At 73.1% G+C, this 14163-nt stretch carries 20 protein-coding genes; 13 read left to right on the top strand and 7 right to left on the bottom strand.

The features are described 5' to 3' along the window. Positions 1 to 9: 9 nt before the first annotated feature. Together rpmA and rplU are read right to left on the bottom strand one after the other, a co-directional pair. Positions 10 to 279: a 50S ribosomal protein L27 gene (rpmA, locus tag VF202_00215; GenBank protein ID HEX7038517.1), complete on the bottom strand. Its 270-nt coding sequence runs from the start codon at positions 277 to 279 to the stop codon at positions 10 to 12. Positions 280 to 291: 12 nt separating this feature from the next. Further along, complete coding sequence (gene rplU / locus VF202_00210; GenBank protein HEX7038516.1) at positions 292 to 603, bottom strand: 50S ribosomal protein L21; 312 nt, start codon at positions 601 to 603, stop codon at positions 292 to 294. A gap of 298 nt (positions 604 to 901) precedes the next feature. Here rplU and VF202_00205 point away from each other — a divergent pair, with 298 nt between their 5' ends. Next, on the top strand, positions 902 to 1201 hold the full coding sequence (locus VF202_00205) for an HU family DNA-binding protein (GenBank protein HEX7038515.1): 300 nt from the start codon (positions 902 to 904) through the stop codon (positions 1199 to 1201). A 64-nt stretch (positions 1202 to 1265) separates the two neighbouring features. Here VF202_00205 and VF202_00200 read toward each other — a convergent pair whose 3' ends face one another. Then, entirely contained in the window at positions 1266 to 1823 is a 558-nt protein-coding gene (locus tag VF202_00200) for a gluconokinase (protein HEX7038514.1), read from the bottom strand. A 75-nt stretch (positions 1824 to 1898) separates the two neighbouring features. On the opposite strand from VF202_00200, the gene VF202_00195 reads away from it, so the two are divergent. Further along, positions 1899 to 2501, top strand: a complete 603-nt coding sequence (locus tag VF202_00195) for a flavodoxin domain-containing protein (GenBank protein ID HEX7038513.1) — start codon at positions 1899 to 1901, stop codon at positions 2499 to 2501. 21 nt (positions 2502 to 2522) lie between these two features. On the opposite strand, the gene VF202_00190 is transcribed toward VF202_00195, so the two are convergent. Beyond that, a complete protein-coding gene (locus VF202_00190) occupies positions 2523 to 2750 on the bottom strand; it encodes a cold-shock protein (GenBank protein HEX7038512.1) in 228 nt (75 codons plus the stop codon). Positions 2751 to 2929: 179 nt separating this feature from the next. On the opposite strand from VF202_00190, the gene VF202_00185 reads away from it, so the two are divergent. Together VF202_00185 and VF202_00180 are read left to right on the top strand one after the other, a co-directional pair. After that, entirely contained in the window at positions 2930 to 3655 is a 726-nt protein-coding gene (locus tag VF202_00185) for an aminotransferase class IV (GenBank protein HEX7038511.1), read from the top strand. Between the two features lie 110 nt (positions 3656 to 3765). After that, complete coding sequence (locus tag VF202_00180; GenBank protein ID HEX7038510.1) at positions 3766 to 4245, top strand: YbaN family protein; 480 nt, start codon at positions 3766 to 3768, stop codon at positions 4243 to 4245. 111 nt (positions 4246 to 4356) lie between these two features. Here VF202_00180 and VF202_00175 read toward each other — a convergent pair whose 3' ends face one another. Both VF202_00175 and VF202_00170 read right to left on the bottom strand, forming a co-directional pair. Continuing rightward, complete coding sequence (locus tag VF202_00175; protein HEX7038509.1) at positions 4357 to 4788, bottom strand: OsmC family peroxiredoxin; 432 nt, start codon at positions 4786 to 4788, stop codon at positions 4357 to 4359. A gap of 25 nt (positions 4789 to 4813) precedes the next feature. Further along, complete coding sequence (locus VF202_00170) at positions 4814 to 6673, bottom strand: ABC transporter ATP-binding protein (protein HEX7038508.1); 1860 nt, start codon at positions 6671 to 6673, stop codon at positions 4814 to 4816. A 124-nt stretch (positions 6674 to 6797) separates the two neighbouring features. Between VF202_00170 and VF202_00165 the strand changes: the two genes are divergently transcribed. Genes VF202_00165 through VF202_00155 form a run of 3 tightly spaced genes read left to right on the top strand, consistent with a single transcriptional unit; the run spans position 6798 to position 7808 of the window. Next, entirely contained in the window at positions 6798 to 7160 is a 363-nt protein-coding gene (locus tag VF202_00165) for a hypothetical protein (protein ID HEX7038507.1), read from the top strand. Between the two features lie 31 nt (positions 7161 to 7191). Continuing rightward, positions 7192 to 7491: a hypothetical protein gene (locus tag VF202_00160; protein ID HEX7038506.1), complete on the top strand. Its 300-nt coding sequence runs from the start codon at positions 7192 to 7194 to the stop codon at positions 7489 to 7491. Continuing rightward, positions 7455 to 7808 (top strand): hypothetical protein, encoded by a 354-nt coding sequence (locus tag VF202_00155; GenBank protein HEX7038505.1) that lies wholly within the window; start codon positions 7455 to 7457, stop codon positions 7806 to 7808. The genes VF202_00160 and VF202_00155 overlap by 37 nt, the downstream gene beginning before the upstream one ends. Positions 7809 to 7890: 82 nt before the next feature. Here VF202_00155 and VF202_00150 read toward each other — a convergent pair whose 3' ends face one another. Then, positions 7891 to 8412: a DUF1572 family protein gene (locus VF202_00150; protein ID HEX7038504.1), complete on the bottom strand. Its 522-nt coding sequence runs from the start codon at positions 8410 to 8412 to the stop codon at positions 7891 to 7893. A 27-nt stretch (positions 8413 to 8439) separates the two neighbouring features. Here VF202_00150 and VF202_00145 point away from each other — a divergent pair, with 27 nt between their 5' ends. The 6 genes from VF202_00145 (at position 8440) to VF202_00120 (ending at position 14053) form a co-directional block, all read left to right on the top strand. Further along, complete coding sequence (locus VF202_00145) at positions 8440 to 9075, top strand: hypothetical protein (GenBank protein ID HEX7038503.1); 636 nt, start codon at positions 8440 to 8442, stop codon at positions 9073 to 9075. Beyond that, the gene (locus tag VF202_00140) at positions 9075 to 10070 is read left to right on the top strand and encodes a hypothetical protein (GenBank protein ID HEX7038502.1); all 996 of its coding nucleotides are present in this window, start codon (positions 9075 to 9077) and stop codon (positions 10068 to 10070) included. The genes VF202_00145 and VF202_00140 overlap by 1 nt, the downstream gene beginning before the upstream one ends. A gap of 14 nt (positions 10071 to 10084) precedes the next feature. After that, a complete protein-coding gene (ftsH, locus tag VF202_00135; protein HEX7038501.1) occupies positions 10085 to 12142 on the top strand; it encodes an ATP-dependent zinc metalloprotease FtsH in 2058 nt (685 codons plus the stop codon). A gap of 57 nt (positions 12143 to 12199) precedes the next feature. Further along, positions 12200 to 12460, top strand: coding sequence for an Rdx family protein (locus VF202_00130; protein ID HEX7038500.1), 261 nt, complete (start codon positions 12200 to 12202; stop codon positions 12458 to 12460). Between the two features lie 142 nt (positions 12461 to 12602). Continuing rightward, positions 12603 to 13166 carry an OsmC family protein gene (locus tag VF202_00125; protein ID HEX7038499.1) on the top strand — a complete coding sequence of 188 codons (564 nt, stop codon included), beginning with the start codon at positions 12603 to 12605 and terminating at the stop codon, positions 13164 to 13166. Beyond that, complete coding sequence (locus VF202_00120) at positions 13166 to 14053, top strand: methyltransferase domain-containing protein (protein HEX7038498.1); 888 nt, start codon at positions 13166 to 13168, stop codon at positions 14051 to 14053. The genes VF202_00125 and VF202_00120 overlap by 1 nt, the downstream gene beginning before the upstream one ends. The last annotated feature ends 110 nt before the right edge of the window (positions 14054 to 14163 follow it).

The raw sequence follows: 14163 nt of genomic DNA, 5'->3' as shown, positions 1-14163 counted from the left end.
GAGCCCGCCTCAGCCGGCGGCCGCCTCCGGCGCCTCGACGCTGACGAACCGGCCCTTGGCGCCCTTGTCGGCGAAGCGCACCGTGCCGTCCCGCAGCGCGAAGAGCGTGAAGTCGCGGCCCAGGCCGACGTTCTGGCCGGGCTTGAACTTCGTGCCGCGCTGGCGGACCAGGATGCTGCCCGCCGGGACGAACTGTCCGTCGAACCGCTTGACGCCGAGACGCTTCGAGTGGCTGTCGCGGCCGTTCTTCGAGCTGCCTACGCCCTTCTTGTGAGCCATGTCCGGCCCTCCTCAGCCCTCGACCTTGGTGATGCGCACCTCGGTGTAGCTCTGCCGGTGCCCGATGTGGCGCCGGTAGTTGGTCTTCGCCCTGAACTTGTAGACGTGTAGCTTGTCGCCGCGTCCGTGGCCGATGACCTCGGCCGTGACCTTCGCGCCCTCCACGGTGGGGGTGCCGACCTTGACATCGTCGCTGCCGAGCAACAGGACGGGCAGTTCCACCGTGGTGCCGGCCTCGGCGTCAAGCTTCTCGAGCCGGAGCACGTCACCCTCGGCTACGCGGTACTGCTTACCGCCCGATTCCACGATAGCGAACATCTGCATGACCTCCGGGAACGGTCACGGCCCGGCGGGCCGAGACGCCGAAAAGAGAGTATAAGCCCCACGGGCCCCGCTGCACAACCTCGGGTGAGCGCCCTGCTCGGAGCACCGGCTGAAGGCTCAGTACGGCGCCCCCCACCTCTCAGTACGGCGCCCCCCACCTCATGGCCGGCTCACGCCGACGGTCAACGGTGTTGTCGGCCGGGTCCGTTCCGCCGAACGTCCCGTGGGACACGCTACTCTCAGGCGACGCATGTCCTATACTCGGCCAACTCAGCCGTAGGAAAGGGAGGGGTAGGACATGGCCAGATCCAAGACAGTCAGCAAGGCGGACCTCGTCGGTGAAGTCGTCAACGCCACGAAGCTGTCGCGCAAGGCCGTCAAGGAGACCGTCGACGCGCTCCTGGACACGATGATGTCGGAGATCGCCCGCGGCAACAAGGTCACCCTCACCGGCTTCGGCAGCTTCGAGGTCCGCTCCCGCAAGGCCCGCTCGGGCGTGCGGCCGGGCACCAAGGAGCGCATCCGCATCCCCGCCAGCAACTACCCCGCCTTCAAGGCCGGCAAGAGCCTCAAGGACCGCGTCTCCTCCCGCCGCTAGCGGCGGGTAGCCGCTCGAGGCTGGCGACGCGCGGGCCCATCGGCGCCACCGGCGCGGCCCCGACCTAGGAGCCAGCCAGCTCGGCGAGCCGCCGCGCCGCCCACACGCGCGTGAAGGCTTCCGGCGGCGTGCCGGCGTCGACGACGATGACGTCCGGCTCGTCGGCGGGGTCGGGCTCCTCGAGCGCCGCGAACTGGGAGCCGACGAGCGCGGCCGGGAAGAAGTGGCCCGTCCGCGCGGCGACGCGCTCGCGGGCCGCCGCCGGGTCGGTGCGCAGGTAGAGGAACGCCACGCCGGGGCCAGCCGCTCGCAGCCTGTCGCGATGGGCGCGCCGCAGGGCGCTGCAGGCGAGCACCACGCCGCGGCCCTCCGCCAGCCGCCGGGCCAGGGCGTCGGCGAGGGCGGAGAGCCACGGGTCCCTGTGGGCATCCGTGAGCGGCCGGCCCGCGGACATGAGCGCCACGTTCGCGGGCGGGTGGAAGTCGTCGGCGTCGAGGTAGTCCCAGGCCAGCGCCGCGGCGAGGCGCCTCCCCACCGTGGACTTGCCGCTCCCCGACACCCCCATGACGACGAGCGCCGAGGCGCGCCGGCCTTCGTGGTCGGTCCCAGGCTCGGGCCCCATGCCGCGGCGATGGTACGCCGCCCTGCTTGACCTGGGTCGCGGCGCGCGCCGCCTTACCGGGCGTAGCTTCGGCCCGTGGACACCGCCGCCGGGCGCGCCGTCGTCGTCTACGCCACCCTCTTCGGGACCACGGCGCGCGTGGCCGAGCTGGTGGCCGCCGAGCTGGGGGCGCTGCTCGGTCGCGCGGTCACGGCGATCGACCTAGCCGCGCTGGACCTCTCCGGCCTGCCCGGTCACGACCTGGTGGTCCTCGGCACCTCTACCTGGAACTTCGGCGAGCTGCCGCCCGACCTCGAGAACAGGCTCCCCGAGCTCGAGGCCCTCGACCTGCGCGGCACCGCGCTGGCGCTCTTCGGCGTCGGCGACCAGCTCGGCTACCCCGACACGTTCCTCGACGCCGTCGGCATCGCCGCCGAGCGGCTGGAGCGCACGGGCGCGCGCCTGGTGGGCCGCTGGCCCGCCGCCGGCTACGCCTTCGCCGCCTCCCTGGCGCTGCGCGGCGACGAGCTGCTGGGCCTGGCGATCGACGAGGACAACGAGCCGGAGCTCACGGCGGCGCGGGTCGTGGCCTGGGCGGACCTCGTGGTGGCGGAGGCGGGCCTGGCCGGCGCCGCCCCCGCGGAACCCCTGGGCATGACGAGAGGGGCGCCCGGTCTCCCGGGCGCCCCATCGCGCTAGAGCGATGTCGCTAGCTACAGGTCAGTAGCGACCGCCGGAGGCCGGCGTGGTCACGACCACGTTGGCGGCCTGGAGGCCCTTCTTGCCCTGCTCGACGTCGAAGGTGACCTCGTCGCCTTCGTTGAGGTTACGGAAGCCCGTACCGGAGATGGCGGAGAAGTGAACGAACACGTCCGGCTGACCGCCGCCCTGCTCGATGAAGCCGAAGCCCTTCTCGCCGCTGAACCACTTGACCCTACCTGTTGCCATGTAGCATTTCCCAACTGCCCACTGCGGGCAGTGGGCCATTTCGATTCGGGCCGTGAGGCCCCGTCCAGGACATCCCTCGGGTTGTCTCGAACGCGGTCACTCTACGCGCCCAACGACAGGTTTGCAAGGACGGATGAGACATGGGCGAGCGCGGGGCCCGGTTCGGTTAACGTTCTGCCGTGAGCGCGCCCGGGGCCACCCCCTACGAGACCATGCGCTACGACCCCAGCCTCGTCCCCCTCGGCGGCGAGGTGCCGGGCCTCGCGCGCCTGGGCAGGCACTGGGCGAGGCTCCAGCGCTCGGCGGCGTTCACCGGCGTGCCGCTGCGCGCCGACGACGTGCTCGCCGCCCTGCGCGCGGCCGTCGGCGGAGCGGAGCGCGCGCTGAGGGTGCGCCTCTCGCTGTCGGCGGCGGGCGACCCCGAGGTGCTGACCGAGCCCCTCGACCCTCCCTACCCCCAGGGCTTCGCCGACGAGCCGGCCGACGCCGTCGCCTTCGCCGGCGCCGGTCCCTGGCCGCCGCTGGCCCTGGCCGTCGAGCGCGTCGACGAGCGCGACCCGGCCAGGCGCCACAAGACCTCGGACAGGGCTCTCTACGAGCTGGGCCGCTCGTTCGCGCCCGCGCACGGCCTCGCCGACGTGGCGTTCCTCAACGGCCGCGGCGAGCTCGTGGAGGCCGCGATCGCGACCGTCTACGTCGGCACGCCGGACGAGCTCCTCACCCCGCCGCTGGAGAGCGGCGCCCTGCCCGGCGTGCTGCGCGAGGAGCTCCTCGAGCGCGGCCTCGTGCGCGAGGCGGTGCTCACCGAGGACGACCTGAGGAGCGCGCCGGTGGTGCTGATCAGCAGCTCCGTGCGCGGCCTGCGGCGCGTGAGCGTCGCGCCGGGCGCGGTGCGGCTGTCCTAGGGCCGAACGGCGGCCCGTCGCCGCCGGGCGGACCCGCCGACGCGCGCCGTTGCGCCGCTCCGCTCGCCGGCGCCCAAGCCGCGGCACGGGCCGGCGTTAGAGTGGCCGGCGTGAGATCCGAACCCGCTCGGGACGCGAGCGTCGCCGCTCAGGCGGCCGGCGCGCGTCCCTTCGTCGACTACTCGCACGAGATGCGCGTCGTGAGGAACCCGGCGCTGCGCCTCGTCTACCGCCTGCTGGGCGTGGTCTTCCTCGGGCTCGGCATGGCCGGCTACCTCCTGCCGGGCCTGCCCGGCACCGTGTTCATCCTCATCGCCGCGTACTTCTTCGCCCAGTCGAGCCCCCGCTTCTACAACTGGCTGATGAACCACCGGGTGTTCGGGACGTGGGTGCGCGACTTCCGCGCCGGCAAGGGCCTGCCGCGGCGGCTGAAGGTGGTCATACCCGCCGTCATCCTCGCCGCCTCGGGGTTCAGCATGGTCGTGTGGGGCCTGAAGGGCCGGTGGTGGGCCGTCGCGCTCACCGCCGCCGTGGCCGCCTACGGCGTCTACTACGTGCTGCGGCTGCCCACCCGGCCCAGGGAGTCCTGACCGGCGCTCGCGGCGCACCGCGGCCACGCGAACGCCCGGCGGCATCACCGCCGGGCGCGTTCGTCTCGTATGCCCGCCGACCTACCGCGCGGCGGACCGTCGGCCGGCCCCTCAGGCCAGCCTGGCCTCCACGGTCTTCTCGAACCCGGCCAGGGCCTTCGAGACGGGGCAGTCGCGCGCCGCCTCGCGCGCCTTCGCCTGCAGCGTGGCGTCGTCGAGGCCCGGCGCCTTCACGGCGACCGTGATGTTCCCGCTCGCGATGCCCTTGCCCGGCTCCATGACCACCGCGGCCTCGGCCTCGACGCTCTCCGGCGTGTGGCCGTCCTTGCTCAGCACGCTGGCCAGGTACATGGCGAAGCAGCCCGACAGCGCCGCGGCGATGAGCTCCTCTGGGTTCGTGCCCTCCTCGCGGCTGGCGCCCACCTCGAAGCGCGAGCGGTACGTGTACGGTCCCTCGAAGGCGCCGCTCGGTAGGCGCATCGTGCCCTTGCCGCCCCTCAGGTCGCCTTCCCAGCGCGCGCTGGCCTTGGTCGTCACCGACATGGGAACCTCCTAGCCGAGGACGAGCCTAACCGACCTCCGGCTCCAGCTCGTCGTACCCCTCAAGGTAACCGCGCGCCTGCCTGAGGAACATGCGCGCGTAGACGCCGTCCATGGCCAACAGCTCGTCGTGCGAGCCCTGCTCGACGACCCGCCCGCCCTGCAGCACCACGATGCGCTCGGCCATGCGCACGGTGGAGAAGCGGTGCGAGACGATGATCGTGATGCGGCCCCTGGCGTGCGCCCGCAGGGTCTCGATGACCTCGAACTCGGCGTCGGCGTCCAGGGCGGCCGTGGGCTCGTCGAAGATCAGCACCGACCCGCCGCGGAAGTAGAGCCGGGCGAGCGCTAGGCGCTGCCACTGTCCGCCGGAGAGCTGCCTGCCGCCCTCGAACCAGCGCCCCAACATGTTGTCGTAGCGCTCGGGCAGCGCGTCGATGAACCCCTCGGCGCCGGCGCGCTCGGCCGCGGCCTGCACGGCGGGGTCGTCGGCGGCGGCCGCGACGTCGCCGAGGGCGATGTTCTCCCGCACCGTCATCTGGTACTGCCCGAAGTCCTGGAACACGGTGCTCATCTCCGCGCGCAGGCTCGAGGGGCTGAAGCGCGAGGCGTCGAGGCCGTTGACGAGGATGCGGCCCGAGGTGGGCCGGTAGAGGAACGTGATCAGCTTGACGAGCGTCGACTTGCCGGCGCCGTTCTCGCCCACCAGGGCGAGGGTCTGGCCCCTCTCGACCCGCACGTTCACGTCCACGAGCACGTCGCGCTCGGTGAGCGGGTAGCGGAAGTAGACGTGCTGCAGCTCGATCGACTCGATCGGGCCCGCCCACGTCTCGCCGACGTCGTGCCCGGCCGTGGGCAGCTCGAGGAACTCGTAGAGGTTGCGCATGTAGAGCAGGTTCTGGTAGATGCCCGAGATGCCGGAGAGCAGGTTCGCGAACTGCTGCTGGAGCTGCGCGATGCCCTGGATGAAGAGGCCGAAGTCGCCCACGGTGATCGCGCCGGCCGCGGCGCGCCGCAGCACGACCGCGGTGGCAGCGCCCACCAGGCCCGTCGAGGCCAGCGACGCCGCCAGGCCCCAGGCGCTGCGCCGGCGTATCAGCGACACGAGCTGGTACCTGAACTTCAGGTAGAACGACTGCCAGCGCTCCATGAGGTAGTCGCCGAAGCCGAACAGCCTGATCTCCTTGACGGCCTGGTCGTTCGTGAGCAGGCTGCCGAGGTAGTTCTGCCGCCTGGCGTCCTGCGCCTGACGCCTGATCATCCGGTAGCCCTCGGTGCCGAAGCGCGACTGCACCCACACCGCCGGCACCGAGGCGAGCAGCACCAGCGGCACCACGGACCAGCCGAGCTGGGTCATCAGCGCGCTGACCGACCCGAGCGTCACGAGCGACTGGCCGAGCGTGAGCACCTGCGAGAACACGCCCAGCGGCCGGCTGCCCACCTCGCGGTAGGCGTTCTGCAGGGAGTCGTAGACCGTGGGGTCCTCGAACTGCGCCAGCTCGAGCTCGCCGGCCTTCGCGAGGATGCGGCGGCTGATGCGGTTCTGCAGGGTGTCGCCGAGGAGCTCGCGGTTGGCGCCCTGGACGATGCCCACGATGGTCCCGAGCGCCACGACCGCGACCTGCACGCCGAGCAGACCCAGCAGGCGGCGGAACGCCTCGTCCGCGCCGCCGGCGGCGCCCGTGACCGCCGCGGCCACGGCGTCGAGCAGCAGCTTGGCGACCCACATGTTCGCCGCCGGCAGGCCCGCCTGCACGAGGCTGAGCGCGACGATCGCCACGGTGCGCCCGGGGCTCGCCTCCCACACCAGCCCCAGCGTCGACGCCAGGTCGCGGAGGTGGACCCGCAGGTCGACGGGCGGGGGCGGCTGACGGGGCGGGCTCCTCACTCCCGGGAATGTACAGCCCGGGAGAGCGCATCCTGCTCGCATCGTGGACTCAGAAGTGGGTGCTAGCTTCCATTCACGCGAAGCGGGTCGGGCCCAGCGGGTCGCAGACCGGGAGGTGAGGCGGTTGTCCGACACATCCGACCTGAGGCGAGAGCTGAACGTGCTCAAGCAGGACCTCGCCGCCCTGCGCGGCGACGTCACGACGCTCTCGGAGAGCAGCGCCCGCACGGCGCGGGAAGGGATACAGGCGATCATGGACGCAGCCAAGGAAGCCACCGCGCAGGCCCGCGAGAAGATCACGCAGGAGGCCGAGCACCTGGCGGAGAAGGTCCGCCACGGCGCCCAGGAGGTCGCCCAGAGGGCGCGCGAGACCGGCAAGGAGGCGCTCCAGGAGGTCGAGCATCAGGTGAGGGAACGTCCCCTGACCTCGGTCCTCACGGCGCTCGGCGTCGGCTTCGTCGTGGGCATGCTCCTGGCGCGCCGGTAGCAACGGGTGACCGGGCCCGAGGGGGGCGTCGATGGTTAGGGGCCTCGCCGAGCTAGGCATCGCCTTCGTCGAGCTGGCCGAGGCCGAGGGCAAGCGCTTGGCTTCGGGCACCAGGAGGACGGCGGCGGCGGTCGCCGGCATGGTCGTCGTCGGGGTGGTGGCCGGCGGCATGCTGACGGTCGGCACCGGGCTCCTCGTCTGGGCGCTCTACGAGCTCCTCGCCGACTACCTGGTGAGGCCCGCGGCGCTGGCGGTCACCGGCCTCGCGGTCTGGGTGCTGTTCGGAGGTGCCGCGTGGCTCGCGATCAGCGCGATGCGCCGGACCAGCTAGCCGTCGAGGTCGCCAAGCTGAAGGTCAGGGTCGCGGCCGAGAAGGCCGAGCCGAGCCGGCTCCTGAAGCAGGGCATCAGGTCGGCGCCGCTGGCCTCTGTGGGCGGCGCGATCGGCGTGGGCGCGCTGCTGGCGCTGCTGGGACGCCGGCGCGCCCGAGCGAAGCCGTTCGCCGACGTGTCGCGGCGGTTCGTCAGGCGGGGCGGGGGCCAGGGCGCCGGCCTGGGCGCGCTGGCCGTGTCCCTCGCGCTGGAGGTCGCGCGCCGCCGCTACCCCGACCTGTTCGACGGCGACGGCAAGGGCGCGCCCGGCACCTGAGCGGACGAGAAGGACGCGGCTCGGGCGGCCCGCGCGGGCGGCGTACCCGCCGCCCCGGCGCGCTAGACGCGCGGACGCGCCGTCAACGCTTCGGCGGTATCGAGAGGTACTCCCAGCGGTCGCCGCGCAGGTGCTTGCCGAGCAGCACGATCTGCCCGATGTGCTGCGCGTTGTGGTCGTAGGTGGCGAGCAGGGCGTCGATGACGAGGCGCTCCTGTCCCCTGATCGTGATGGTGGCGAAGAGGTCGGCGGGGGTCAGGTCGGCCGTGGCCGAGAACAGCGCCTCCCAGCCAGCGTCCCACTCCGCGAGCAGCTCGGACGGGCTCAGCGACGTGGGCGTGAACTCGCCGTCGCGGTCCCTGTCCGGCTTCTCGCCGTCGGTCGTGAGGAAGTCCGTGTAGCGGGAGCGCAGGTTGCCCGCCAGGTGACGGACGAGCACGGCCACCGAGTTCGAGCGCGGGTCGATGGTCGCGTGCCAGTCTAGCGGCTCGAGCTGCGCGAACACCCGCTCGGCCTGGGCCTTCTGCCGCGCGAAGCCCTGGCGCAGCTCGGTCAGGAAGTGTGCCCCCACGTCGCGGTCCTGCGTTTCGTCTCGTGCCGGCATGTCCCATGGTAGCCCTAAGCTCACGCCATGGCGCTCGCCGATGCGTTCCGCGAGTCCGCGCTGGCGGCCTTCGCCCTCTCCGCCGACCGGCTCGCCGCCGTGCCCGGCCTGCCGCGCGCCGGCGCCGCCGCCCTCGCCATCGTCCTGCTGGCCGGGCTCGCCGAGGCGGCCGGGGAGAGCGTGGTGCTGTTCGTGAACCGCGTGCGCCCGCGGCGCTTCGTCCTCAGCCTGCTGGTGTCCGCCCTGATCTTCGCCTTCACCTACCTGTTCCTGGCCGGCAGCGTCTACGCGGTGGCGCACCTGGTGATAGGCCCCCACGTCCCGCTGCTGACGGTGACGGTCATGGTGGGCGTGGCGTACGCCCCGCGCATGCTCGGCTTCCTCGCCTTCCTCCCCTACTTCGGCCAGCCGCTGGCGCTCGTCCTGCACGGCTGGTCGGTGCTGGCGCTGCTGGCCGGCGTGCGCGCCACCATGGGCGCGAGCCTCGTCCAGGCCCTGGCCGCGGTGGCCCTAGGGGCCCTGCTGCTGGCCGTGCTGCAGCGGACGGTGGGCAGGCCCTTCGTCTACGTGGCCACCCGTCTGCGGTGGCTCACGGCCGGCGTGCGCCTGGCCACGCCCCAGGAGGCGGTCGAGCAGGCGCTGGACGGCGAAGAGGCCGGCTGATGGTCCTGGCCGCGCTCACGTTCGTGGCGGTGGCGCTGACCGTGTCGCTCCTGCTGGCGCCCCTCGAGGCGCTGGGCTGGTGGGCCGGCTGGTTCGGCGAGGAGGAGCGCCGGCACCCGGCGCCGGCCGCCGAACGGCACCGCGACGGGAGGGTCGAGGCGCCGGGCCCCGACCTCTACGTCGTCTACCTCGACGGCATCGCCAAGGCCGGGCACGTGAACTACCGCGACGTGCAGGGCTTCCTCGCGCGGCTCCAGAGGGCGCTGCCGCGCGCGGCCGTCCTCGGCGACGTCCTGCCCTACTCGCCCTCGCGGCGCGGCCTCACCGAGGGCCGCCCGCTGTCGCGGTTCTGGCGCCGGATGCTCGAGCTGAAGCTGCGCGGCCGCCGACCCGTCCTCACCTTCACTATCAACGCGCGCAACCTCCTGCAGGTGCTCGTCGCGTCCGACAGCCGCTACGCGGCGCTCTACGGGCGCGCGGCCGCCGACGCCATCGTCGACGCCCTCCTCGCCGCCGGCTACGTGCCCCACAGCGGCACGCCGGTGGCCCTCGTCGGCTACAGCGGCGGCGCCCAGGTGGCGCTCGTCGCGACGCCCTACCTCAAGAGGCGCCTCGGCGCCCCGCTGAGCCTGGTCTCGCTCGCCGGGGTCATGGCCGACGAGCCGGGCATGCTCGAGCTGGAGCGCGTCCTCCACATCGAGTCGCGCCGCGACCGCGTGCCGCGTCTCGGCCGCCTGGCCTTCCCGGGCCTGTGGGGCGTCTGGCCGCGCTCGCACTTCGCGCGGCTGAGGCGTAGCGGCCGCCTGCGGGCCGTCGACCCCGGGCCGATGCGGCACAACGGCAAGGGCAGCTACCTCGACGACGACGCGTTCTACGGCGGGCGCAGCCACCAAGAGGTCACGACCGCGATCGTCGCGAGCTTCCTCGCCGCGCTCGCGCCCGGGGCCGAGGCTACCGACGGCGCCCGGCCACTGGTGACGCGTTCACGACAGTGACCTAGAGTCGTCTCATGCCGCCCGCGGAGGAGAGCTCGCCAGGCGGACCGTGGCTGGGCCCGCCCGCCGACCGGGCGCGGTCGCCGCGGGACCGGCGGCCCGTGGGGCCGGAGGGCGACGCGCCGCGCGCCGGGCCGCCCTACCTCCCGCCGGGCTGCTCCTGGTGGCTGGTCCCGCTCGCCCTGCTCCTCCTCAACTACCTCGTGGTCGCGCTGTTCTTCCCCTCCGAGGGCGCGCCCGTCGAGGTGCCCTACACGCTGTTCCGCGAGCAGGTCGCCGCCGGCAACGTCACGGTCGTGGCCACGCGCGCCGACGTCATCGAGGGCGAGTTCGCCTCGCCCGTCGCCGTGACGAGGGAGGGCAGGACGCTCCTGGGCCAGGAGGTCAGCCAGGAGCTCGAGGTCACGCGCTTCAGGACGACGCTGCCCTCGTTCGCCGGGCCCGGCCTGGAGGAGCTCCTCCTCGAGAGCGGCGTCGTGATCGAGGCCGAGCCGATCTCGGAGCCACGCAGCCCGCTGCTGACGCTGCTCATCTCCTTCGGCCCGGCCCTGCTGATGATCGGGCTCCTGCTGTGGCTCACGCGCCGGGTGACCTCGGCGGAGGGCCCGGGCGGTCTTGGCGGCGCGCTGAGCCTGGGGCGGAGCCGCGCCAAGCGCGTGGACGCCGGCGAGGTGAAGGTCACCTTCGACGACGTCGCCGGCATCGACGAGGCCGAGAACGAGCTCGTCGAGATCGTCGACTTCCTGAAGAACCCGCAGAAGTACACGCGCCTCGGCGGCACGGCGCCCAAGGGCGTGCTGCTCGTCGGCCCGCCGGGCACCGGCAAGACGCTCCTCGCGAAGGCCGTCGCCGGCGAGGCCGGCGTGCCGTTCTTCTCCATGAACGCCTCGGAGTTCGTCGAGATGATCGTGGGAGTTGGCGCCGCGCGCGTCCGCGACATGTTCGCCGAGGCGCGCAAGGCCGCGCCGGCGATCGTGTTCATCGACGAGCTCGACGCCATAGGACGCCGCCGCGGCGGGGCGATCTTCTCCGGCGGCAGCAGCGAGCAGGAGCAGACCCTCAACCAGATCCTCACCGAGATGGACGGCATGAGCACGAAGGAGGGCGTGATCGTCCTCGCCGCCACGAACCTGCCGGAGGTCCTCGACCCGGCGCTGCTGCGCGCGGGTCGCTTCGACAGGCGCGTGACCGTGCTGCCGCCGGACAGGGCCGGACGCGAGGCGATCCTGAAGGTGCACACGCGGGAGGTGCCGCTGGCGCCGGACGTCGACCTCGGGCAGGTCGCGGCGATCACGCCCGGCCTGGTGGGGGCCGACCTCCGCAACCTCGTGAACGAGGCCGCATTGCTGGCCGCGCGGCGCGAGCGCGACGCCGTCTCCCAGGCCGACTTCCACGACGCGCTCGAGAAGATCATCCTCGGCCCCGAGCGCAAGCTGCTCCTGCGGCGCGAGGACCGCGAGCGCATCGCCTACCACGAGGCCGGGCACGCGATCCTCGGCCTCGTCGTGCCCGGCGCGGACCCCGTGACGCGCGTGACCATCACGCCCCGCGGCCAGGCGCTCGGCGTCACGTACCAGCGGCCCGAGGAGGACCGCTACAACTTCTCCGAGGGCTACCTGCGCGGACGCATCATCGGCGCGCTCGGCGGACGCGCCGCCGAGGAGCTCGTCTACGGCGACCGCACCACCGGCGCCGAGAACGACCTCCAGCAGGTGACGCGCCTGGCCTACGGCATGGTCACGCGGTGGGGCATGAGCGACATCGTGGGCCCCGTGGCGCTCGCCGGCCAGGAGGGCAGGTTCCTCGGCGGCGGCGGCGACCCCCTGCCCCGCGAGAAGCCCTACAGCGAGGCGACCGCCGAGGCCGTCGACAAGGCGGCCAGGAAGATCGTCGACGAGTGCTACCGGGAGGCGCTGCGCCTGCTCACCGCGCACCGCACCGAGCTGGAGAGGCTGGCGGCGGCGCTCATGGAGCACGAGACCCTCGACGAGAAGCAGGTCCTCGAGGTCACGGGCATCCCGCGCCAGGTGGAGCACCGGGACGTGCCGGAGCTGCCGCCGGAGGGGGTGTAGGGGCGGAGGGTTCGTCAGGCGTTGCCGGCGCGAGCCGGGCGCGGTTGTAATCGACCCATGAGCGACGCCACGTCCACCTCCCGACCGACGGTCACGATCCACTACTGCGTCCCCTGCGGCCACCTGCCGCGGGCGATGGACGTGCAGAGGAGCATCCTCGAGCGCTTCGGCCAGCGGGTCGAGGGCGTGAAGCTCAAGACCGGCGACGGCGGCGTGTTCGTGATCAGCGTCGACGACGAGGTCGTCTACCGGAAGCCGGACGAGTTCCGGCTCGAGGCTGTCCTGGAGGAGATCGAGCGCAGGGCGCCGGCGGCCTAGGCCGTCAAGCTGTGTCCGGGCAGGCCCGACCGCCTAGGTGGCCGTGGCTCCCCGGATAGGTAGACGCCACCCTCGCCGAGCGGGCATCCGAGTCCCTAGCCTCCCATCGCGGCGGTGGACGCCGCCGACGAAGGGAGGAGCCATGACGACCTCCACGGCGAGCAACGGCATCGACGTCGGCCGACTGGTCGCGACCGTGCAGGCGATCGGTGAGGACCCATCCCTCGCCGAGTTCACGTTCAGGGCCGGCAGCACCTGGGTCGGAGGCACGGCCAACGTCGGCGAGGTCCGCCGCTTCGTGCACGCCGGCCGCGAGGACGAGAGCCGCGGCGAGCCCTTCGTCCTGCACGGGGACGAGCCGCCCGTGCTGCTCGGCGCCAACGCTGGGCCGAACGCGGTCGAGCTCGTGCTCCAGGCCCTGGCCTTCTGCTACGCGGTCGGCTTCGCCGCCAACGCCGCCGCCAAGGGCATAGAGCTGACACGCCTCGACATCGACGTCGAGGGCGACCTGGACGTCCGCCCGTTCCTCGGCCTGACCGCCGCGCGGCCGGGCTTCACTGCGGTGAGGGCGAGGGCGAGGGTGTCGTCGCCGAACGCCACACGGCGCCAGCTCGAGGAGCTGAGCCGGTACGTCCAGGAGACGTCTCCGGTGAGGGACTGCCTCGCGAACCCTGTGCCCGTCGAGACCGCGATCGAGGTCGCGTGATGCGCAGGGACCCCGCCGCGGCCGACTCGGGCGCAGCCTTGCCCGGCATCGTCCCGGACGACGGCGCGCCCGCTGGCCCCCGGCCGGACGCCGCTCCAGCCGCCGAGGTCGGAGCCGCGACGGTGGACACGGCCGCGCTGGAGGCGAAGGTCAAGGCGATGTACCGCGCCGTGGCCGAGGAACCAAGCGGCGCCTACCACTTCGAGGTGGGGCGCCGCCTAGCGGAGCGGCTCGGCTACCCGGCGGAGCTCCTCGACCGGCTCCCCGCCGGGGCGGTCGACTCGTTCGCCGGCGTCGGCTACCACTTCCACCTGGCGGACCTCGAGCCGGGCGAGCGCGTCCTCGACATGGGGAGCGGGTCGGGCATGGACGCGTTCCTCGCGGCGCTCCTGGTGGGACCGGAGGGCTGGGTCGTGGGGGTGGACATGACCCGCGAGCAGCTCGACAAGGCCGAGCGCCTGCGCGCCGCGGCTGGCCTCTCCTGGGTCAGCTTCGTCGAGGGCCGCATCGAGGCCCTGCCCTTCCCCGACGCCCGCTTCGACGCCGTGCTGTCGAACGGCGTGATCAACCTGGCTCCCGACAAGGCCGCCGTGTTCGCCGAGGCGGCGCGGGTGCTGAGGCCCGGCGGGCGGCTCGCCGTCGCCGACATCGTCACCGAGGTACCGCTGACCCCCAAGATCGTCTGCAACGCCGACCTGTGGGCGTCCTGCATCGGCGGCGCGGCGCATCAGGACGCGTACCGCGAGGGCATGGAGGCGGCCGGCCTGCGCGTGGAGACGGTGGCGCGCAACCGCTACGAGTTCCTCTCGGACAGCGCGAGGTCGGCCAGCGCGCGCTACGGCGTGAAGAGCGTGTCCGTGCTGGCGCGCAAGCGCGAGGAGAGCTAGGCGCCCATGGGCCAGGACGAGCTGCTGCGACGGGCCGCGGAGGCGGCGATCGCGTACCTGGAAGCCGTGGACGAGCGGCCGGTGCGCCCCGACCCCGCCGCCGACCTGGG

This window comes from Trueperaceae bacterium (assembly GCA_036381035.1).
Classification (GTDB): domain Bacteria; phylum Deinococcota; class Deinococci; order Deinococcales; family Trueperaceae; genus DASRWD01.
This window is presented reverse-complemented; position numbering and strand designations above follow the sequence as displayed.

Bases quoted from the DNA above. Each gene is read 5' to 3' on its own strand.
- VF202_00145 (HEX7038503.1), top strand. From the start codon at position 8,440: ATGGCGCTCGCCGATGCGTTCCGCGAGTCCGCGCTGGCGGCCTTCGCC.
- VF202_00130 (HEX7038500.1), top strand. From the start codon at position 12,200: ATGAGCGACGCCACGTCCACCTCCCGACCGACGGTCACGATCCACTAC.
- VF202_00190 (HEX7038512.1), bottom strand. From the start codon at position 2,750: ATGGCAACAGGTAGGGTCAAGTGGTTCAGCGGCGAGAAGGGCTTCGGC.
- rpmA (HEX7038517.1), bottom strand. From the start codon at position 279: ATGGCTCACAAGAAGGGCGTAGGCAGCTCGAAGAACGGCCGCGACAGC.
- VF202_00175 (HEX7038509.1), bottom strand. From the start codon at position 4,788: ATGTCGGTGACGACCAAGGCCAGCGCGCGCTGGGAAGGCGACCTGAGG.
- VF202_00120 (HEX7038498.1), top strand. From the start codon at position 13,166: ATGCGCAGGGACCCCGCCGCGGCCGACTCGGGCGCAGCCTTGCCCGGC.
- VF202_00150 (HEX7038504.1), bottom strand. From the start codon at position 8,412: ATGCCGGCACGAGACGAAACGCAGGACCGCGACGTGGGGGCACACTTC.
- VF202_00205 (HEX7038515.1), top strand. From the start codon at position 902: ATGGCCAGATCCAAGACAGTCAGCAAGGCGGACCTCGTCGGTGAAGTC.
- ftsH (HEX7038501.1), top strand. From the start codon at position 10,085: ATGCCGCCCGCGGAGGAGAGCTCGCCAGGCGGACCGTGGCTGGGCCCG.
- VF202_00125 (HEX7038499.1), top strand. From the start codon at position 12,603: ATGACGACCTCCACGGCGAGCAACGGCATCGACGTCGGCCGACTGGTC.
- rplU (HEX7038516.1), bottom strand. From the start codon at position 603: ATGCAGATGTTCGCTATCGTGGAATCGGGCGGTAAGCAGTACCGCGTA.
- VF202_00140 (HEX7038502.1), top strand. From the start codon at position 9,075: ATGGTCCTGGCCGCGCTCACGTTCGTGGCGGTGGCGCTGACCGTGTCG.
- VF202_00160 (HEX7038506.1), top strand. From the start codon at position 7,192: ATGGTTAGGGGCCTCGCCGAGCTAGGCATCGCCTTCGTCGAGCTGGCC.
- VF202_00200 (HEX7038514.1), bottom strand. From the start codon at position 1,823: ATGGGGCCCGAGCCTGGGACCGACCACGAAGGCCGGCGCGCCTCGGCG.